At 69.0% G+C, this 20,281-nt stretch carries 17 protein-coding genes and 1 pseudogene; 10 read left to right on the top strand and 8 right to left on the bottom strand.

Going from position 1 to position 20,281, the window contains the following annotated elements:
* Positions 1-31: 31 nt before the first annotated feature.
* Positions 32-829: a glycosyl transferase family 2 gene (locus BM419_RS23450; protein ID WP_091927811.1), complete on the bottom strand. Its 798-nt coding sequence runs from the start codon at positions 827-829 to the stop codon at positions 32-34.
* Positions 830-878: 49 nt separating this feature from the next.
* A complete protein-coding gene (locus BM419_RS23445) occupies positions 879-1,448 on the bottom strand; it encodes a glycosyltransferase family 2 protein (RefSeq protein ID WP_020093585.1) in 570 nt (189 codons plus the stop codon).
* Between the two features lie 361 nt (positions 1,449-1,809).
* On the opposite strand from BM419_RS23445, the gene BM419_RS23440 reads away from it, so the two are divergent.
* The 7 genes and pseudogenes from BM419_RS23440 (at position 1,810) to BM419_RS23415 (ending at position 7,363) form a co-directional block, all read left to right on the top strand.
* Complete coding sequence (locus tag BM419_RS23440) at positions 1,810-3,027, top strand: flagellin N-terminal helical domain-containing protein (protein WP_091927810.1); 1,218 nt, start codon at positions 1,810-1,812, stop codon at positions 3,025-3,027.
* Between the two features lie 312 nt (positions 3,028-3,339).
* On the top strand, positions 3,340-3,585 hold the full coding sequence (locus BM419_RS23435; protein WP_091927809.1) for a hypothetical protein: 246 nt from the start codon (positions 3,340-3,342) through the stop codon (positions 3,583-3,585).
* Positions 3,585-3,725, top strand: a complete 141-nt coding sequence (locus BM419_RS32550; protein WP_012319948.1) for a hypothetical protein — start codon at positions 3,585-3,587, stop codon at positions 3,723-3,725. The genes BM419_RS23435 and BM419_RS32550 overlap by 1 nt, the downstream gene beginning before the upstream one ends.
* Before the next feature lie 92 nt (positions 3,726-3,817).
* Positions 3,818-4,048, top strand: a complete 231-nt coding sequence (locus BM419_RS32545) for a hypothetical protein (protein WP_175556356.1) — start codon at positions 3,818-3,820, stop codon at positions 4,046-4,048.
* Between the two features lie 383 nt (positions 4,049-4,431).
* On the top strand, positions 4,432-4,719 hold the full coding sequence (locus BM419_RS23425; protein WP_020093581.1) for a hypothetical protein: 288 nt from the start codon (positions 4,432-4,434) through the stop codon (positions 4,717-4,719).
* A 109-nt stretch (positions 4,720-4,828) separates the two neighbouring features.
* Positions 4,829-5,223, top strand: a pseudogene (locus BM419_RS23420) (LysR family transcriptional regulator); the annotation flags it as partial.
* Between the two features lie 247 nt (positions 5,224-5,470).
* Positions 5,471-7,363 (top strand): TRAP transporter large permease, encoded by a 1,893-nt coding sequence (locus tag BM419_RS23415; RefSeq protein ID WP_091927807.1) that lies wholly within the window; start codon positions 5,471-5,473, stop codon positions 7,361-7,363.
* 522 nt (positions 7,364-7,885) lie between these two features.
* Here BM419_RS23415 and BM419_RS23410 read toward each other — a convergent pair.
* From BM419_RS23410 to BM419_RS23390, 5 genes are all read right to left on the bottom strand, one after another.
* The gene (locus tag BM419_RS23410) at positions 7,886-9,523 is read right to left on the bottom strand and encodes an acyl-CoA synthetase (RefSeq protein ID WP_091927806.1); all 1,638 of its coding nucleotides are present in this window, start codon (positions 9,521-9,523) and stop codon (positions 7,886-7,888) included.
* Complete coding sequence (locus BM419_RS23405) at positions 9,523-10,557, bottom strand: TRAP transporter substrate-binding protein (RefSeq protein ID WP_091927805.1); 1,035 nt, start codon at positions 10,555-10,557, stop codon at positions 9,523-9,525. The genes BM419_RS23410 and BM419_RS23405 overlap by 1 nt, the downstream gene beginning before the upstream one ends.
* Positions 10,558-10,787: 230 nt before the next feature.
* Positions 10,788-11,300, bottom strand: a complete 513-nt coding sequence (locus tag BM419_RS23400; RefSeq protein WP_091927804.1) for an ureidoglycolate lyase — start codon at positions 11,298-11,300, stop codon at positions 10,788-10,790.
* Complete coding sequence (locus tag BM419_RS23395; protein WP_091927803.1) at positions 11,297-12,136, bottom strand: bifunctional allantoicase/(S)-ureidoglycine aminohydrolase; 840 nt, start codon at positions 12,134-12,136, stop codon at positions 11,297-11,299. Before BM419_RS23395 ends, BM419_RS23400 begins: the two co-directional genes overlap by 4 nt.
* A 52-nt stretch (positions 12,137-12,188) precedes the next feature.
* Positions 12,189-13,499: a dicarboxylate/amino acid:cation symporter gene (locus BM419_RS23390; RefSeq protein ID WP_091927802.1), complete on the bottom strand. Its 1,311-nt coding sequence runs from the start codon at positions 13,497-13,499 to the stop codon at positions 12,189-12,191.
* 208 nt (positions 13,500-13,707) lie between these two features.
* Here BM419_RS23390 and BM419_RS23385 point away from each other — a divergent pair, with 208 nt between their 5' ends.
* Both BM419_RS23385 and BM419_RS23380 read left to right on the top strand, forming a co-directional pair.
* Complete coding sequence (locus BM419_RS23385) at positions 13,708-14,592, top strand: LysR family transcriptional regulator (RefSeq protein WP_091927801.1); 885 nt, start codon at positions 13,708-13,710, stop codon at positions 14,590-14,592.
* A gap of 197 nt (positions 14,593-14,789) precedes the next feature.
* The gene (locus tag BM419_RS23380; protein ID WP_091927800.1) at positions 14,790-16,604 is read left to right on the top strand and encodes an acyl-CoA thioesterase; all 1,815 of its coding nucleotides are present in this window, start codon (positions 14,790-14,792) and stop codon (positions 16,602-16,604) included.
* Between the two features lie 7 nt (positions 16,605-16,611).
* On the opposite strand, the gene BM419_RS23375 is transcribed toward BM419_RS23380, so the two are convergent.
* Complete coding sequence (locus BM419_RS23375; protein ID WP_244540837.1) at positions 16,612-18,822, bottom strand: putative bifunctional diguanylate cyclase/phosphodiesterase; 2,211 nt, start codon at positions 18,820-18,822, stop codon at positions 16,612-16,614.
* Between the two features lie 370 nt (positions 18,823-19,192).
* Here BM419_RS23375 and BM419_RS23370 point away from each other — a divergent pair.
* Positions 19,193-20,281, top strand: a 1,089-nt coding sequence (locus BM419_RS23370; RefSeq protein ID WP_091927846.1) for a CHASE3 domain-containing protein, incomplete at its 3' end; no start/stop codon positions are given.

The raw sequence follows: 20,281 nt of genomic DNA, 5'->3' as shown, positions 1-20,281 counted from the left end.
CTGCGGGCGTCGGGTGCTCCACCCGGCGCCTTCACCAGGGGATGCGGCCGAAGCGGTCGACCAGCCGCCGGTACTCGGCGTTGCTCTCGGCCTTGGAGGTGCCGCCCGAGCCGACATCCGAGGTCCCGGAGCCCGGATGCACGAGGCGGCACACCAGCGGCAGGACGAAACCGTGCCGCACGAGCTGCACGTTGGGGCCGCCGTTGCGCAGGACGTTGGCGAGCCACGGACGGACCTGGATCGCGTCCTGCAGCGTGACGGGCGCCGTCGCCTCGACGAGGTGGGCGCGGCGCAGGCCGGTCTCGGCGAGGCGGCCGAGCCACTCGTTGTCGTAGTGCCACTTCGCGGCCGGGCTGATCGCGCCGACCTGCGCGAAGGTGGTCCGCCGCATCAGCCAGCCCGACGGCGTCGCGAAGTCGTTGATCCGCACCACCTCGCCGGCCTCGTCGGTCTCGAGCTGCGTCGAGGAGACAAAATCGAAGCTCTCGAGGGCCCTCAGCGCGAAGCCCAGATAGGCCGGCAGCCAGTGATCGTCGTCCTCGAGGAAGCCGACGAGGTCCCAGCTGTCGTCGACGGCGCCGATGGCGGCGTTCAGTGCGGGGATCTGGCCCCTCTGTGGGCCGCGCGCGAAGGTGACCTGCGGGTGCGCGGCGAGCCGCGCCGGGATCTCGATCCCGGGGTCGATCCCGACGAAGAAGTGGATCGTCGCCGGCCGGTCGAGCTCCTGGGCGTTGGCGCTCGCGATCGCGTGCTCCAAAAAGTACTGGCCGGCCTTTCCGGCCAGGGTCGAGGGTTTGAGCCTCGACGGCGTGATGATCGCGATCCTCATTCCCACGCCTCACCGTGTCGGGCGTCGCGCGCCGCGGCGCGGAACGCTGTCAGAGCTTGAAGGATTGCTCGCCGATATGGCCGAGCTCCTTGCTGAGATACGGATCGCACCAGATCCGGAAGCCGGCGGCGCGTGCCCGGTCGCTGAAGTCGAAGTCCTCGCCGATGTTCACGCCGGCTTCCTCGTCGACGCGGAAGCGGAAATAGGGCTTCTTCAGCTTCTCGAAGACCGTGGACTTGATCAGCAGGAAGCCGGTCGGGATCCGGGACATCTCCAGCAGACCCTTCGGCGCGTCGGCCGGCTGCTCCGGGAGGATGTCGCCCAGGAAGTGGAACGGGGCGGTGCGGCGGGAATAGGTCGCGCCGATGATGTCGACCTGCCGCACGAGGAGCTTGAGGAGTGCGTCCTTCGGGAAGGTCATGTCGCTGTCGATGAACAGGACGTACTCCGCCCCGTACTTCTGCGCGTATTCGAGGCCGAGGTTGCGGGCATCGGCGACGATCGACGACTTCCCGACGACGATCGACATCGGCATCTCGCCGAGCGAGTGCATCATCGATCCGAGGCTCACGGCGAAGTCCGCGTGGACCATGGTCCCGCAGGGGATCGCGATCGCCACATGGGGCAACTTCGGCGACGCGGAAGGGGTCGCGGCGCCAACATCACCGGACGCTTGAGCGATCACATCTGAGCTCCCTGCAAGGTGCGCCCCGTACCCGCCGCGCCGACCGAACCGGATCGGCACCGGTCGGGCAGGCGCGACAGACTTGGTTTGCGTCACAGCTTATGGCTGCGGATGGTTAATGGATCTTGAACACGCCCTGCGATCCGTAAATACTTAGCGCTTCAAGGATCGATTCATTAACGATCACTTCGGACACACTCGGAGTCGGCAATTGATTTAACCCCCGCGAAACGTTTGGAGGGCGATTACTGACGTACCCGAGAAACGGGTGCATCAAATCAGAAAGATAAGACCTATGTCCTCGATCACCCTGTCGGCCGCCACGCGTCAGAACCTGCTCTCGCTGCAGGACACCGCCCAGCTGATGGCGACCACCCAGAACCGGCTCGCGACCGGCAAGACCGTCAACTCCGCCCTCGACAACCCGACCAACTTCTTCACCTCCCAGGCCCTCGACGGACGCTCCTCGAGCCTGAACTCGCTCCTCGACGGCGTCTCCAACGGCATCCAGTCGATCCAGGCCGCCAACCAGGGCATCACCTCGATCCAGAAGCTCGTGGACCAAGCCAAGTCGATCGCCAACCAGGCGCTCTCGACCCAGCTCTCCACCACCGGCACCGCCGCCAACGCCTACAGCGCCAGCACCGCCTCCTCGACGGTGCTCCTGACGATCAACGGTAGCTCGGTCTCGGCCACGGTCGCCGCCTCCTCGAGCGTCAGCGCCACGGTCGCGGCCCTGAACTCTGCGGTCAGCTCGGCCTCGACCTCTTCGAGCGGTTCGTTCGGCGCCGGCGCGATCTTCTCGGTCGACAGCACCGGCACCAAGATCGTCCTGAACGCCCAGGCGGATGTGGAATTCCAGAACTCGGGCAGCCAGACGGCGCTCGGCTTCACCGCCTCGGCCACCACCGCCTCGACCTACGGCACCGCCGCCAGCACCGTGGTGTCCAGCGACCTGTCGATCTCGGGCGTGACGCAGCGCGCCTCGCTGGCCAATCAGTACAACAACCTGCTCAACCAGATCACGCAGCTCGCCGGCGACGCCAGCTACAACGGCGTCAACCTCATTGCCGGCAAGGGCAATGACCTGAACATCAAGTTCAACGACACCGGTAGCTCGACCCTCAACGTCGCCTCGGTCGACGCCACGGCGAGCGGTCTCGGCCTGTCGTCGATCACCAGCTCGAACAACTCGTCGAGCCAGAACGGCCTCGGCAACTTCCTGCTGAACTCGGACGTCAACAAGACCCTGGCGACCCTGACCAGCGCCGGCAACTCGCTGACCTCCGCGGCGAGCTCCCTGGGCTCGAACCTGTCGGTGGTTCAGAACCGCCAGGACTTCTCCAAGCAGCTGATCAACGTGCTGCAGACGGGCTCGGCCAACCTGACCAACGCCGACCTGAACCAGGAGGCGGCCAACTCGCAGGCGCTGTCGACCCGCCAGTCGATGGGCATCTCGGCCCTGTCGCTGGCCAACTCCGCCCAGCAGGGCGTCCTCCAGCTCCTGCGGTAAGCGACACGCACCGCGAAGCGACAGAGGCCGGCCGGGGCAACCCGGTCGGCCTTTCTCTATGTCCGCGCCCGCGATCGTGGAGCCCGGCATCCGAAGCCGACGTCGAGCCGGCAACCGCCCCTGCTCGAGGGAGCGCCGCAGAGAATCCACGCGGCAAGGCGGCCCTCGCGCCGGAGATCCGAAGCTCCCGCCGCCCGCCCTCTGGACAGGACGATCCAGAGCCCGTTGCGACCGCGGGGTTGCCAAGCTTAACCGTATCGGCCAGCCTGTCCGTAGTTACTGCGTACCGACCCGAGCTGAGCCGGAGTGCCGATGCGAGTGAACCACCAGCGCCGTCTCCTCAACAAGGCAGCGGAGGCACGGGATTACCAGATTACGATCCGTCAGAGGGCGGACGCGTCCTGGCCCGGCGACCACAGCCGGCTGACGGCGCTCGAGAGCACCGGCCATCTCCGGCGGATCGACCCGCTCGAGGATCCGGGTTGTCCGGTGGCGGTCTGGCAGATCACCGCGGCCGGCCTCTCCCAGCTCCGGGCTCTCACGTCGGGAGCCGAGTGATGGCGTCCGTCAAGATCCGCGCGACCGACGACGGGACCTTCGTGGTCTACCGCAACGGCGCCGCCGTCGCGTCGGGATTGACCCGCGAGCAGGCCGAGCGCTGCGCGACGGTCCTGGGCTGGATCGCACAGGGGCGCTGACGGCGCGGCGGCTATTCGGCGGCCGTCCCGGGGACCGCGTCGCCGAGAGCCTCACGCCGCGCGCTGTTCAGGACCCGCTGACGCGCTCTCGGATGCTGTATCGCGTGCCAGAGGTGAAAGAGTTCGTGCGTCATGCCGAGGTCGACGGCCTCGCCATCCGGTCCGTAGAAGGCCTCGACCGGACAGCCAATGACGGCTGCGATCTCGCGCAGGCGCGCGACAGCTCGAACATCGATGGCCATTGGAGACAGAATTCCTACACGCCGGGCGCGCAAGGGCTATCATTGCCCAACCCTGAGCAGCAAGGGATCGCCCTGTACTAGGCCTGATCCGATCGTATCAGTTTGAACACTTCTGGGCATGTGGTCGACACACTGCGCGAGCGGATTGCAGCGCGTAACCTCACGAAGGCGTGAACAGTCTCCGCACAGTCCGGGGCCACAGGCCTGCCGGCGTCCGCGATCGGGCCGGCCACGGCGCAGCTCGTCGTGTTGCGCGACCCGGCTGACCGGAGCCGGGGGCACGAATCCGCGCCCCGACCTGTCCTCGCGGGCGCTGAACGGGCGATCGTCAAGCAATCGGCGGGACAGCTGCCACGGAATTAGCGGATGGAAGCTTCCCGTTAACGAAGCGTAAACCTTTGTGACGTGATTCTAGGACGGTGGACGGGCACGGGATCCGGCCACGCAGATCGGGCGAGGCTCCGATGATCGTCTTGATAGCCGCAGCCATCGTCAGCGGTCTCGCGACAGCCACGATCCTGGCGCCGGTGAGCGCCCTCGCCGCGCTGATCATCGCACCCCTGGCAGCCAGCGCGTCGGCCATCCTCGCCTGCATCTTCATCGCGTGGCGCAACACGCGCGACGATGTCGGGCCGCCCGACCTCGAGACGCAGGCCGACGCGATGGTGGCGGTCCTCTGCGAGGTTGCCCAGCAGGGCAAGATCGTCCCGGTCGCCGCGCCGGTCCGGGTCCGCGGCCACCGGTCGGCCTGATCCCGGCGCGCCGCGACCGGCGTATCGCCGGCCCGGGCCCGATTTCAGCGGCACCGGTCGCGGCCCATCCTGCCCGGAATGAGGCCGTCCGTACCCCTCTCCGCCGTCCAACCTCTCCCCGAGCGCGGTCAGTCGGGCATCGCGCAGGACGGAAGAGACGCTGGGCGTCCTTATCTTCGAGCAGGTGGGTCAGGGCATTCCGCGGACCCCTGCCGGAGAGGCGTTGTGCGACCATGTCGGGCGCGCCTCCGCCAAGTCGAACCGCGTCTTCGACCTCGTGGCGCTGCGGCTGGCGCGATTCCTGAGCGCCCATCCGGATTTCGGGTTGCGGCTCGCCGCCGGCATGAACCCTGCCCGCCTCATCACGGAGGCGTTCGTCGCCGACATCGTCTCAGGACCGCCCCGCAGCGAAAATTTGGTGCGGATGCCGCTGGGTTAGGAAACTGTCACGCCGCTCCGCGACCCGCTCGGGCGGCCCGCATCCGCGAGTTGGCCGACCTGCTGGCGCGGATTCGCGCGCCGCTGAACGGCAGAGTTTCCACAAGGACTGGAAAACGAAGTACGGCGACGGGGCGCGGTCGCATCGTGAGGATGCGTCGGGCAAACTGACCGGGACCGTTTTCCGCAGGATCGGATAACGGTATCGGAGAACGAAGGCGCGCCGAGACGCACCGCAAGACACACGCGAAGACGCATGTGGGGCCGATCCCGCCGCCAGCGGCATCGGGAGCGGCCCCGACGGAGGGGCGCCATGCAGATCGATGTTGCGGCCGTCGAGTCGACGGCGGGGATTGAATTTTCGGGACCGCCGCTGCGCGCCCGGGGCTGGCTGCGCCGGGTGGATGCCTGGCTCGGCCATCTCGTGGAGATCCCGGCGGCACTGCTCGTCCTCGCCGAGATCGCGGTGCTGCTCAGCGGTGTCGTCAGCCGCTACGTGTTCCGCGATCCCATCATCTGGTCGGACGAGCTCGCCTCGATCCTGTTCCTGTGGCTCGCCATGCTCGGCGCCGTGGTCGCCTTCCGGCGCGCCGAGCACATGCGCATGACCGCTTTCGTGGCCATGAGCGGCCCGCGCCTGCGCGCCTTCCTGGAGACGGTCGCCCTGGTCGCCGGCCTGATCTTCGTCGCCCTGCTGCTGGAGCCGGCCTTCGAGTTCGCCAGCGAGGAGACCTTCGTGCAGACGCCGGCGCTGGAGCTGAACAACGCGTGGCGCGCCGCCGCCCTGCCGATCGGCCTCGGCCTCATGCTGATCGTGGCGCTGATCCGACTCCTGGAGACCGCCGACTGGAAACTGACCGTGGGGGCGCTGATCCTGGGGGGCGGTGTTGCCGCCGCGCTCCTGGCGCTGCAGCCGTGGCTCGCCAACCTCGGGAACCTCAACCTGCTGCTGTTCTTCGTCGTCGGCGTCGGCGCGCTGGTCTTCTCCGGCGTGCCGATCGCCTTCGCGTTCGGCCTGTCGACCTTCGCCTACATCACGCTGACCACCGACGCGCCGTCCATGGTGGTGGTCGGCCGCATGGACGAGGGCATGAGCCACCTCATCCTCCTCGCCGTGCCGCTGTTCGTGTTCCTCGGCCTGCTGATCGAGATGACCGGCATGGCGAAAGCCATGGTCGGCTTCCTGGCCTCGCTGCTCGGTCACGTCCGCGGCGGCCTGCATTACGTGCTGGTCGGGGCCATGTACCTCGTCTCGGGCATCTCCGGCTCCAAGGCCGCCGACATGGCCGCCGTGGCGCCCGTGCTGTTTCCCGAGATGAAGGCCCGCGGCGCCAGGGAGGGCGATCTGGTCGCCCTGCTCGCCACCACCGGCGCGCAGACCGAGACGATCCCGCCCTCGATCGTGCTGATCACCATCGGCTCGGTCACCGGCGTGTCGATCACCGCGCTGTTCACCGGCGGCCTGATGCCGGGCCTCGTGCTCGCCGCGACGCTGTGCGCGCTGGTCTGGTGGCGCTACCGCCGCGAGGACCTGAGCCACGTCGCCCGGCCGTCCGGCCGCGCCATCGGCCGCGCCTTCCTGGTGGCGATCCCGGCGCTGGCGCTGCCGTTCGTGATCCGCTTCGCCGTGGTCGAGGGAATCGCCACCGCCACCGAGGTCTCGACCATCGGCATCGTCTACGCGGCGCTGGCCGGCCTGCTGATCTACCGCCAGTTCGAGTGGCGGCGGCTCTACCCGATGCTGGTGACCACCGCCGCCCTGTCCGGCGCGATCCTGCTGATCATCGGCGCGGCCACCGGGATGGCCTGGGCGCTCACCCAGTCGGGCTTCTCGGAGACGCTGGCCGTGGTGATGAAGGGCCTTCCGGGCGGCGCGCTCGGGTTCCTGTTCGTCTCGGCCTTCGCCTTCATCATCCTGGGCTCGGTGCTGGAAGGCATACCGGCGATCGTGCTGTTCGGGCCGTTGCTGTTCCCGATCGCCCGGGCGGTGGGCGTGCACGAGGTGCACTATTCGATGGTGGTCATCCTCGCGATGGGCATCGGCCTGTTCGCCCCGCCCTTCGGCGTCGGCTATTACGCCGCCTGCGCCATCAGCCGGATCCATCCCGATGCCGGGATGCGCCCGATCGTCGGCTACATCGTGGCCCTGCTGATCGGGCTGCTCGCCATCATCCTCGTCCCCTGGTTCTCGATCGGCTTCCTCTGACGATCTCCACCGCGGGGACGCGCCGCGCGCGATCAGATCATGCCCGCGCCGCCGGTCCGCGCGATCCGCTCGCGCTGCTCGGCGTAGCGTTCGGCCGCGGCGCGCCGCACTGCACCCTCGAGCCGGCTGACGAGATTCGCGAGGGTGGTCATCGTGCCGAGATCCCGGTCGTGGCCGGGCGGGGGCCCGGCGTGCTGCACTGCAATCTGCGCGCAGCTCCGGGAACATGTCAGGGTCTGCATCTCGGAGCTGTCATGCAGCGAGATCATGATGTACGCGCAGGGGCGTGGACCGGCCCGACTTTCCGATCGGAATGTCTGCCACCGGTCGGACCCCCTTAGGTCGACGCGGCTCCCTGTACTGCATCCCGCTTATGGAGGCCGATTCCGCCGCTGCCGTCCTCGAGAGCGAATTGAAGCGATCCAGGGCGGCGCGTCCACTGAGATCGTGGCGCTGACTGGATTGCTTCGCTCTGCTCGCAAAGACGGGATGCCGCATCAACCGGATGGGATCGCGACAGCCCTATCGGGCCTGCGGCCTCGCCTGCCCGTCGAGGGGCAGGTCGCCCCGCGCCTCAAGTCCCTCGCGGATCGCGCGCTTCGTCACCTTGCCGTAGCCGGATTTCGGCAGGGCCTCCCAGAAGAACACGCGTCGAGGCAGCTTGTAGCGGGCGACGGTCGCGGACAGCCACTCGATCAGCTCTCCCTCCTGCACCGCGGCCCCGGGACGCGCGACGCAGACCGCGACGCCGACCTCGCCCCAGCCGGGATCCGGGACGCCGAGGATCGCGGCCTCGGTGATCGCCGGATGCGTGAGGAGCTTCTCCTCGATCTCGCGCGGATACACGTTGGAGCCGCCGGAGATGTACATGTCCGAGGCGCGGCCGGTGATGAACAGGAAGCCCTCGGAATCGAGATGGCCGAGATCGCCGGTCCGGAACCAGCCGTCGCGGAACGCCGCCGCGTTGGCCTCCGGATTGTCGTAGTAGCCCGCGAACACGGCCGGGCCGCAGACGCAGATCTCGCCGGTGACGCCCGGTGGGCACTCGCGACCCTGCATGTCCTGGATCTGGACCTGCATGCCGGTGCGCTCGAATCCGCAGGTGCCGACCTTGACGTCCGGCCCGTCCTCGGCCGCGTGCAGGCGGGGCGGCAGCACCGTGATGTTGCCCGTCACCTCGCCGAGGCCGAAGTATTGCACCAGCACCGGCCCGAGCACCCGCAGCGCGTGCTGCTGGTCCGCCCGGTACATCGGCGCCCCGGCGTAGATGACGTGGCGCAGGCTGGAATGATCGTGCGTCGACACCGCGGGGTGCTCAGTCAGCAGCTTGACGATGGTCGGCACGGTGAAGAGGTTCGTGACGCGCCACGCCTCGATGAGAGCCCAGACCTCCTCGGGATCGAGCCGCTCGCCGGCGGTCAGCACCGTCTTGGTGCCGGCCGCGACCTGCGCGAGCTGGTGGATGCCGGCGCCGTGCGAGAGGGGCGCCACGACCAGGGACGCGTCGGCCTCCGTCGTGCCCGGCATCAGGTCGCAGAGATGATTGGTGATGACGAAGGCCATCTGGCCGTGGGTCAGGACCGCCGCCTTGGGGCGGCCCGTGGTGCCGGAGGTGAAAAAGAACCAGCACGGATCGTCGTGCTCGACATCGGCGACGGGCGCGGCCGCGCTCAGATGGTCGGCGACGAGCGCGTCGTAGCCGGCCCCGAAGGCCGCGTCGCCGATCGCCACGACGCGGTCCAGATCCGGGCAGGCCTCGCGCACCGCGGCGGCGTGCTCCGGGAAACCCGCGCCGCAGATCAGCGTCGAGGCGCCGCTGGCACGGGCAAGATAGGCGATCTCCGCAGGCGTCTGCCGGAAATTGGCCGGCACCCAGACGGCCCCGAGCCGGAAGCAGACGAACATCGACTCGAACAGCTGGTTGCTGTTGCGCGCCTGGACCAGGACGCGATCACCCTTGGTCACGCCACGGGCGGCGAGCGCCGCCGCCATCGCGTCGACCCGGGCGTCGAGCTCGGCCCAGGTCCAGCGCCGCTCGCCCCAGGCGAGCCCCACCGCGTCCGGAAACCGGCGCGCGGCGCGGCGCAGGAAATGGGCGAGATTCATCACCCGCCGGGAGCACGGCGCGACCCCGCCGCGCGGCGCCCCCGCGGCGCTCATCAGGTGAGCTTCCCGCAGGCCTTCTCGAGCAGCGACCAGCCCTCGTCGCCGTACCGGCTCTTCCACTCGGCGTAGAAACCGGCCTTGCGCAGCTTGTCGCGGAAGGGCTCCGGGTCGGGCTTGTTGAAGACCATCCCGTTCTTCGACAGGTCTGCCTGCAGGTTTGCGTTGAGCTGGGCGACGTCCGCCCGCTCCTTCATCCCGGCGGCGTTGATGTGGCGGGCCACCGTCTCGCGCAGGTCCGCCGGCAGGCGCTCCCAGGCGCGGCGGTTCGCCAGGAACCAGTACCCGTCCCACATGTGGTTGGTGAGCGAGCAGTATTTCTGCACCTCGTAGAACTTCGTCGTGGAGATCACCGCCAGCGGGTTCTCCTGGCCCTCGACGATCTTGGTCTGCAGGGCCGAGTAGGTCTCGTTCAGGTTGATCGACGCGGGAGCCGCGTCGAAGGCCTTGAACATCGAGGTCCAGAGCGGCGAGACCGGGACGCGGATCCGGAAGCCCTTGAAGTCGTCGGGCGTGGCGATCGGCTTGGTCGACGAGGTGGTCTGGCGGTAGCCGTTGTCCCAGATCTTCTCCATGGCGACGAGGCCGGCCTTGGCGATCTGCTGGCGGACCCAGGCGCCGAGCTCGCCGTCCATGGCCGGCCAGACGGCGTCGTAGCTCGGGAAGGCGTAGCCGATACCGTTGATCGACGCGTTCGGCACCAGCGTCGAGAGGATCAGCGGCGACATCGTGAAGAACTCGACGCTGCCCGATCGCAGCTGGCTGAGCGTGTCGGTGTCGGAGCCGAGCTGGCTCGTCGGGAAGATCTTGAGGTCGAACCGGCCGCCGGTCTCCGTACGCAGCGCCTCCGCCATCTCGCGGGCGCGGATGTTCATCGGATGCGTGTCGGGCAGGTTGTTGGCGTACTTGTACGTGAATTCTGCCTTCTGCGCCCGCGCCACGTGCGGTACCGCCACGGTACCGGCGATGAGGGCCGTCGAGCCGGTCGCCAGGAATCGGCGGCGGGACAGGGGCGTGCGGTACGGGGACATGGCGGCCTTTCCGGTGCGGGCGCGGGGCCCGGCGTTTCCTCGGGTCCGCGTTGGTGCGGACTCCTGATTGCGGCCTCGATAGCCGCTGACCGGTGCCAGTCAACGGACTTTCGCGGCCGCGTCCCCGGGAATGATTGCATCCGGCCGCCGCTGATACGGGGCGGCCGGAGGCGGCCCCGGCCGCGCGAGACCGTGGCGACGCGGCGACGGCGCGGATGGCGCGCTCGGCCTCAGTCCCGGCCGGGCAGATGCACCGTCCAGGGTTCCTCGAAGGTGTGTTCCTCGAGGTTCACGCCCGGGCCGCCGCGGTCGACCACGACGAAGTCCTGCGGCTGGCCGTAGGGCGTCAGCACCCCGTGCCACGTGTTGCGCGCGTAGCAGACCCCCTGCCCCGGCGCCGTCACGAAGGCCTGGGGCGGGCCGGGACGGCCCTCCGCGTCCGGGCAGACCACCACCAGGAACGGCGCCGCGCTCAGCGGCAGGAACGCCTGCGCGCCCAGCGGGTGCCGCTCGACCAGGCCGAGCCGCAGCGGCACCGGGTAGGGCTGCGCCTCGACCAGACCGATCACCACCCGCGACCCCTCGCCCACGACCTCGACCGCCGCCAGATCGTGGAAGCGCCGCGCCATCCCGCCGTTCATCGGCCGCGGCGCCACCGCGGCGGCGTCGATCACCGTGCCGAACGGCGCGAACGCCTCGGCCGTCAGCGGCCGGGCGACGACAGTGCGGGCGCCCGCGCTCACCGGCCGAGCCCGCGCGGCGCCAGCGCCGGGTGGCGGTTGACGTCCTTGTACAGCAGGTACCGGAACGGGCCCGGCCCGCCCGCGTAGCAGGCCTGGGGGCAGAAGGCGCGCAGCCACATGAAGTCGCCCGCCTCGACCTCGACCCAGTCGCGGTTGAGCCGGTAGACCGCCTTGCCCTCCAGCACGAACAGTCCGTGCTCCATGACGTGGGTCTCCTCGAACGGGATCGAGGCGCCCGGGCGCATGCTGACGATGTTGACGTGCATGTCGTGGCGCAGGTCGTCGGAGGCGACGAAGCGGGTCGTCGCCCAGGCGCCGTCGGTGCCGACCATGCCGGCCGGCTCGACCGCCGATTCGTGGGTGACGAAGGACGTCGGCGCGTCGAGGCCGGCGGCGGGCTGGTAGGCCTTGCGGATCCAGTGGAACCGCACGGGCGCGTCGCCGTCGTTGCGCAGGGCCCAGGCCGCCCCGGGGGCGAGGTAGGCGTAGCTGCCCGGCCGCAGGGCGTGGCGCGCGCCCTCCAGGGTGAGGCTGGCCGTGCCGGCGACCACGAACAGGACGCCCTGGGCCTGCGGCTCCGGCTCGGGGGCCTGGCTGCCGCCGCCGGGGGCGACCTCCATGAGGTACTGGGCGAAGGTCTCGGCGAAGCCCGAGAGCGGCCGGGCCACGATCCAGGCCTGGGTCCTGTCCCAGCCCGGAAGGAGGCTGGTGACGATGTCGCTCATCACGCCGTGGGGGATGACCGCGTAGGCCTCGGTGAACACCGCGCGGCCGGTCATCAGCCGCGTCTGGCCGGGTAGGCCACCGCACGGAGGGTTGTAGGCTCCAGCGCTCATGGTCGGTCTCCGGAATTCGATTTCAAGCTGTAAACGTCTGTCGGGGATCTGGTCACGCGGTGCGCGGCTCGGCGACGGGTGCCTCGAGGATCTCCGCCGTGTCGGTGGTGTCCTCGCCGTTCAGGACGCGGTTGGCCCGCGCCCGGTCGATGTCGCCCTCCCAGGCGGCGATGACGACGGTCGCCACGCAATTGCCGATCAGGTTCCCGAGGGCGCGGGCGATGCCGACGAACCAGTCGACCGACAGGACGAGGACCAGCCCGATCACCGGGATCTCCGGCACCGCCGACAGCGTGGCGGCGAGGACGACGATCGCCGAGCCGGGCACGCCGTGGGCGCCCTTGGAGGTCAGGAGCGCGATGCCGAGGATCAGCATCAGGTGGCCGAAGGACAGGTCCGTGTTGGTCGCCTGGGCGATGAACACGGTGGCGAGCGTCAGGTAGAGCGAGAAGGCGTCGAGGTTGAAGGAGTAGCCGGTCGGGATCACGAGGCCGACGGTGGATTCCTTGATGCCGAGCCGCTCCAGCTTGCGCATGACCTGCGGCAGCACGCAGTCCGACGAGGCGGTGCCGGCGACGACGGTCAACTCTTCGCGCAGGTAGGCGAGCAGCTTGAAGAGGCTGAACCCCGCGAGCCGCATGATGCTGCCGAGCACCACGACCACGAACAGCGCGACGCCGGCGTAGAAGAGCATCACCAGCATGCTGAGCTGCTTCAGGGATCCGACGCCGTACTTCCCGACCGTGAAGGCGACCGCGCCCAGCACGCCGAGCGGCGCCAGCCGCACGATGAAGCCGATGATCCGGAACAGGACCTCGGTGATGCGCTCCAGGCTGTCGGCCAGGGGCTTGCCGCGCTCGCCGAGGAGCGAGAGGCCGGCCCCGAACAGGATCGCGAGGAGCAGGACCTGGAGGATGTCGCCCTTGGCGAAGGCGTCGATGAAGGTCGTCGGCACGATCTTCATCAGGAAGTCGACGGTGCCCGTCACCTGCCCGACCCGGTCGGTGTAGCTGGTGAGCGACTTGGCATCGAGGGTCGCCACATCGACGTTCATGCCGTGACCGGGCGCGAAGACGTAGGCGAGGACGAGCCCCAGCGCGAGCGCGATGGTCGTCACCACCTCGAAGTAGATCAGGGACTTGAGCCCGACGCGACCGACCTTCCGGAGGTCGCCCGCGCCGACGATGCCGTGCACGACGACGCCGAAGACCAGCGGCGCGACCACCATCTTGATGAGCTTGATGAAGACGTCGCCCAGCGGCTTGAGGGTGACGGCGAAGTCGGGCCAGAGCCGGCCGACGAGGATGCCGATCATCAGGGCGGCCACAACCTGCCCGAACAGCGACCCGTACAAGCGCTTCATCGCGATCTCCCTCGGAAGGCTCGCCCCGATCCGACCGCGATCGTCCCGCCTCTCATGGGCGGGTCCGGTCGAGCCCGACCGCGCGGCGCGGCGGCATTGTGCAAAGCGATGCCTGCTCGGCCTTCCCGGCGGCAAAATCGTGCCGAACGATCTAGACGTCAAATATCTATTTCATTTAGTTTGAAACGCTCAGAGTTTTAATCCGCCCATGGAACTGCGCCATCTCCGCTACTTCGTCGCTGTGGCGAAGCACCTGAGCTTCACCGCCGCCGCGGAGAGCCTCGGTGTCGCGCAGCCGCCGCTCAGCCAGCAGATCCGCGATCTGGAGGCGGAGATCGGGACGGCTCTCTTCGAGCGGACGACCCGGCGCGTGGCGCTGACGCGGGCAGGTCATGACTTTCACGTTCAGGCGATCGGGCTCCTGGAGCGGGCCGCCGAGGCCGTCGAGCGCGCCCGGGCGATCGGCGGGGGCACCGCCGGCATCATCAATGTCGGCCTGACGGGCTCGATGCTCGCGGGGCCGCTCGGGCACGCGATCCGGGATTTCGCGCAGGTCTATCCCGCGGTGGATCTCCGAATCCACGAGATGTCGCCGGATCGCCAGATCGCGATGCTGAAGGCGGGGCAGACCGACGTCAGCTTCCTGCGAGCCCCGCCGCAGGATGCCGATCTGGTCCGGGTCCGCGCGTGGAGCGAGACCGTGCAGGTCGTCCTTCCCAGGGGGCACCGTCTCGCGCGGGGCAGCCTCCGGCTCGCCGACCTGCGCGACGAGCGGTTCGTGTTCCTCCGGATGTCCGATTCGCTGTTCGCCAAGTATCTCTGGGATTGCTGCGTCGAGTCCGGGTTCGTCCCCACCATCACCCATCAGGCCGTCGAGGCGGCCTCATTGACGAGCCTCGTCGCATCCGGCCTGGGCATCGCCATCATCCCGGAATACGTCGCCCGGCTGGCGCATGCCGACGTGGTCTACAGGCCGCTCGAGGGACACCGCATCCGCGCCGACGTCTTCGCGCTGTGGTCGCCCGCGAAAGCCGCCCTGGTCTGCAACTTCGTCGATCTGGTCCGCGACGGTCGGAAGACGCTCGCCGACTAGGCGGATCACCCGGGCCTCGGCGCCGTGGCGGGTGCCTATAGGACACGCGCCCCCCTCGGATCGCCGGCCGTGGCGGAGCAGCCCGATGCTTTTCCCTCACTGAATTTCTTGTATCCGCCTTCTTTTGGGTTCGCCATATTCCCGAAACGAATCTGATACGCTATTGCAGCTTAAGGTCCGGAGCGCTTGAAGCCACAATGCCTTCCCAGTTCATCCGCTCCGCGGCCTGGGCACCCACGATTGCTTTGTCGTGGTTCTGGGGGCTCGGGTTTTTCTACGCGATCCATGTCACGCTGACATACGGCTGGCTCGGGTTCCTTGCCTTCGCCTTGCCGAACGCGACCGGTCTCGGCCTGTTCGGCTGGATGCTCGGCGCGCCCCGTCGGAATCTCGACGCGATCGTGGCCGCCGTGCAGGGCCCCTACGCGCTCCTGTTCATGGGGGCCCAGTTCTTCGCCGTCGCGATCACGATCTTCGGCTTCGCGGCCTACGCGTGGCTTCCCCTGTTCGGCCACGACGCCGCCGTGGGCGTGATCGCATTGGTCCTCGTCGCCTGCTCGCTCGGCCATGCCGTCCCGCTGCGCGGGATCCGCATCGTTCATTGCGGGGCGCTGGCGGTCGGGCTCGCCGCGAGCGTGATCCTGCTCGGCGGTCTGTCCGCGCAGCGGGACGGCTGGGACGTCCCGCTGCAGGCCTTCGACGAGCGCTTCTACGGGCTCGTCGTCCCCTCGCTGGTCGGCTTCCTGCTCGGCCCCTGGATGGACATCCAGCAGTGGCAGCGGGCGGTCGAGATCCGGCGCTCGGGCGGGTCGGTGCGCGCGGCCTACGTGACCGGCGCGCTCCTCTTCCTCGGTCTCCTGACGATCAACGCGCTCATCGCCGCGCGGGCGGGGCTCGGCATGCCGGTCGTCTCGTCCGACGGCCTGTCGGGAGCCTACGCGGCCGTGGCGCAGGCGATCGGGCGCGAACCCGCGACCGGCGTCGCGGTGGCCTTCGTGATCTGGACGGCGATCGCCGCCGCGACCACGATCGACAGCTTCTACAGCGCCACGCGCTGGCTCGGGATCTCGGTCACGGCTCGCAGCAATTCCCCACTCCTCGCCTTCGTGCCGGCCGGCCTCGTGGCGTCGCCGGTCTGGATCCTCGGTGCCGCGCTCGCCACAGCGGCGGCGGCGATCTGGGCGAACCTCTCGCTCCTCTACCTGATGATGCCCTTCGCCACGCTCCTCGTCGGGGCGGCGGCGTGTCTCGTGTGCGAGACGCTCGGCGCGACCCGCCGCTACGACCCGGTTCTCACCTCCATGATCGGGGCGACGGCGTGCCTGATCTTCGTGACAGGCTATCTGGCCCCGAGCTGGGCGCTGCTGGCCATCGCGCCGCTGATCGGCCTGATCGGCGCACTCCCGATGATCGCCGAGGTCCTCGGCTGGCGCGCGCCGCCGCCGGTCGCGGAGCTGATTCCGGCGGCGGAGCGGGCGCCGCGGGCGGCGCCGGTGCCCGTGGCGGTGGACCAGACCGACGCCGTCGCATCGCACGGGTTCGACGGGCACTGGTTCGTCCTGCGCCTCATCCCAACCTATGACGACACCAACTCGGTCGGGAACGTCTACTTCGCCAATTACGTGCGCTGGGTGGGCAAGGCCCGCGAGCTTTTCTTCAACATCTGCATGCCGGATTTCGACCTGAAATCGACGGACTTCTACATTCTGACAAAGTCCTTCCAGCACGACTTCCGCCGGGAGGCGATGGAGTTCGAGCCGGTCACCGTCCGTATCTCGATCGCGAGCCACAACAGGAAGTTCGTGACCCTGGCGCACGAGATCCACAGCGAGGTGAACGGCCTCCTCGGCCGGGGCGAGCAGTCGCTGATGTTCGTGGACACCGTCCACTATCGCCCGCTCGATATTCCGCGGGCGATCATCGAGGGCTTCCTGCCCTACTGGCCGAAGACGTCCCCGCACGCCGTCGCGGGCGCAAGCGGCACGACCGGCGTCGCGCCGCTCGGCGTCTGACCGCGCCTCACGCCGCCTGAACCGCCGCCGGGAGCAGTTGACGGCTGCGCGCCAGCGCGGCGGCCTGCTCGGCCGGCAGCGGCTTGCTGAACAGGTAGCCCTGGAACTCGTGACACCCCTGCTCCAGCAGGCAGGCGCGCTGGGCATCCGTCTCGACGCCCTCCGCGGTGATCGTCATGTCGAGGCTCGTCGCCATGTCGATGATCGCGTTCACGATCGCCGCAGCGCTCCGCTCCTGCGGCAGGTCGCGGACGAAGCTCTGGTCGATCTTGATCTTGTCGAAGGCGATCCGGCGCAGGTAGCTCAAGCTCGAGTAGCCGGTTCCGAAATCGTCGAGGGACAGCCGCACGCCCATCTCGCGGAGCTTGGCGAGCGTGGCGTTGATCGCCGGCGTGGCCTCCAAGAACACCGATTCGGTCACCTCGAGCTCCAGGCGCGGCGCGGCGAGCCCGCTCGTGCGCAGCGCGGAACGGACGAGTTGCGTCAGGTCCGAGTGCCGGAACTGCCGCGGGGACAGGTTGACGGCGATGCGGACATCCCCCGGCCAGCCCGCCGCGATCCGACAGGCCTCGCGGAGGATCCACTCGCCCAGCGGTATGATCACCCCGGTCTCCTCGGCGAGCGGGATGAACTCGCCGGGCGAGACGAAGCCGCGCACCGGATGCTTCCACCGGATCAGCGCCTCGAAGCCGCGCACGCGGCACTCCTTGGCCGCCACGATCGGCTGGAAGTAGAGGACGAACTCGTCCCGATCGAGGGCGCCCCGCAGGTCGGCCGTCAGGGCGCGCCGCGCCTCGATCCGCTCGTCCATCTCCGCTTCGTAGAAGCGGTAGCCGTTCCGGCCCTCGCTCTTCATGCGGTAGAGGGCGAGGTCGGCCCGCCGCATGATCTCCTGGCACCCGTCCTGTGGGGCGATCGCGATCCCGATGCTGACGCTGACGGACAGCCGGATGCCGTCGATGGTGAACGGCGACGCGAGCGCCTCGACGATGCCGTTCGCGAGCGACTCGATGCCGTGCAGGTCCCGGGCGCTCCGTCCGGTCGCGAGAACCGCGAACTCGTCGCCCGCCAGACGGGCGAGCTGGACGTCGGACGCCTCGAAGCTCCGCAGCCGCTCGGCGACCGATTTCAGGAGCCTGTCGCCGGCCGCGTGGCCGAAGGTGTCGTTGACGCTCTTGAACTCGTCGAGGTCGAGGGCGAGCACGGCGAACCGGTCCCCCTGCGCGAGCCGTTCCCGCGCCGTTTCCTGGAGCTGATGGAACAGGACCCGGTTGGGCAGATCGGTCAGGGAGTCGTGCAGGGCGAGATACGACAGCCGCTCCTCGGAGCGCCGCTTCTCGGTCACGTCGGAGCCGACGCCGCGATAGCCCGAGAAGGCACCGGCCCGGTTGAAGGTCGGCTTGCCGCTGAGGCACCACGTCCGCCGCTCGCCGGCGATGTCGAGCTGCAGGTGCAGGTTCCGGAAGGCGCGCCGCTCGGCGATGCAGCCCCACAGGGTGGTGCTCGAGTGACTCCTGGGCGGCGCCACCGGCGGCAGCAGCAGCCGCTCCAGGGGCAGGCCCATCAGCTGGCGCTCGGAGGAGCCGGCAACCTCGATCAGGCGCGGCGAGACGTGCTGGAGGCGCAGGTCGGCATCCGTTTCCCAGAGCCAGTCGCTGGCGCTCTCCTCGAACTCGTTGAGCAGGAGGTGGGTGAATTCCTGCTGCCGTTCCAGCTCGATCTGCGCGATGACCCGCATCGTCAACAGCCGGCTGAGATGCACGATCGTGAAGCAGATGAAGATCGCGTAGAAGAACAGCAGGACCGCGACGTAGATGTAGAAGGGCTCCCCGGTCGTCGCGAGGGCGATGAACGAGCCGAGTATGATCAGGCCGGAATAGCCGATGGCGACGCGGGGCAGCACCGCCGCGCTCATGCCGGTCGCGATCAGGCCCGCGATGCTGGAGGCGATCAGGAGCCGCCCGTGCGCGTCGGCCCCGGCGAAGAGCATGACCGGGATGGAGGCGAGCAGGAGGCCGTAGGCCTGGGCGGCCAGCACCACGCCCTGGACGAACGAGGACGGCACTTCGAGCGGTTTCGGACGGGAGCGCCAGCGCCAGCACTGCTGAAGCGAGACCACCGCCAGGGGCAGGACGAGCGCCTCGAGCCCGGCGAGGTAGACCCGGTTGCCCGGTTGCCAGAACAGGTAGACGATGACCTGTACGACGCTGAGGCTCACAAGAATCGTGAAGGGAACCAGGCGGAGCGCGACGTCGAGCTGCTCGACGCGGGCTCGCGCGCGAAGGTTCGCGTCGAGTGGATCCGCTTTGCGATCGGTATCGATCAGGAAAGAAATCAACATCTCGCGCGACGCAAACGCCCTCTGAGAAACCTTTACGATCGAAAACTGCGGGTCTCGCTATTTAGATGCATACACAATCGCTCGCTTGCACAAGTACAAGTCGCTCGTCGGTTTACAACTCGTAAATATCGCACCGGCACCCGGCGCTGCGGCTCGCATCCGCCGGGCGGCGGCGCTAAGAGGCGAGCGCGCCCCGGTCGCGGCTCAGCCAGAGCCGTCCGCCGGGCCGCGTAGGATGAAGCAGACGATGCCGCAAACGCTGGGCCTCAACCGCATCCTGGGCGGTGCGATCGGTGTCATCGCCCTGGTGTCGGTCCTGACCAGCGGCGCGGTCCTGATCACGGCCGATCAGCTGCGGGACGCGACCGATGCCCGGAGCCGGTCCAACCAGCTGATCCGCGCCCTCGACGGCTTCCGCGCGGCCATGCTCAATCAGGAGACCGGACTGCGCGGCTACCTGATCACGGGCCGCGACGGCAGCCTGGAGCCCTACCGCATGGGGCGCCAGACACTGGACGAGGCGATCGACAGGCTCAGGACCCTGATCGGCCACGATCCCGAGCGGACGCGCCTCTTGGCCGACGCGGTGGCCGCGGCCCGCAGCTGGCAGACCGAGGTCGGCGAGGTCGTCGTGCGAATCGCGGCCGATCCGGCGAAGCGGGACGAGGCGATCAAGATCGAGGCGGACGGTCAGGGCAAGCGGCTGTTCGACACCTTCCGCGAGAAGCTCGCGGCCATCGAGGGTCTCGAAGGAGCGGTTCGGGCCGCGCTGGCCGAGCGCGTCGCGCGGAGCGAGCGCAACGAGGGCCTCGCCCTCTGGGGCGGAACGCTGATCACGCTGCTGATCTGCCTGGGCATCGGGGTCGCCATCAACCGCCTCGTCGTCAGGCCTCTCGTGGCGGTGATGGGCTTCGTGGGACGGGTCGGCGAGGGCGACCTGTCGAGCACGCTCGACGTCCGCGCCGGCGGCGAAGTCGGCCGTCTGAGCACGACGCTGAACACGATGGTCTCGGGTCTGTCGGACTTGGCGCGGACGAACCGGGCGGCGACGGCGGACCTGAACGCGGCCGCGGCCGAGATCCGCGCCTCGGCGCAGGAGCAGGCGGCCTCGGTCGAGCAGCAGTTCGCCGCCGTGCAGGAGACGGCCGCCACGGTGGACGAGATCACCCATTCGGGGGCGCAGATCTCCAAGCGCGCCACCGAGGTGATCGCCACCGCCCAGGCCACCGCCCAGACCTCGCGCCAGGGGCTGCGCGCGGTGTCCGACACCGCCAAGGCCATGGACGCGATCCGCGAGCAGGCGGAGGCGGTGGCGGGCAACATCGTCAGCCTGTCG

It is taken from the genome of Methylobacterium sp. yr668, from assembly GCF_900116245.1.
Classification (GTDB): domain Bacteria; phylum Pseudomonadota; class Alphaproteobacteria; order Rhizobiales; family Beijerinckiaceae; genus Methylobacterium.
This window is presented reverse-complemented; position numbering and strand designations above follow the sequence as displayed.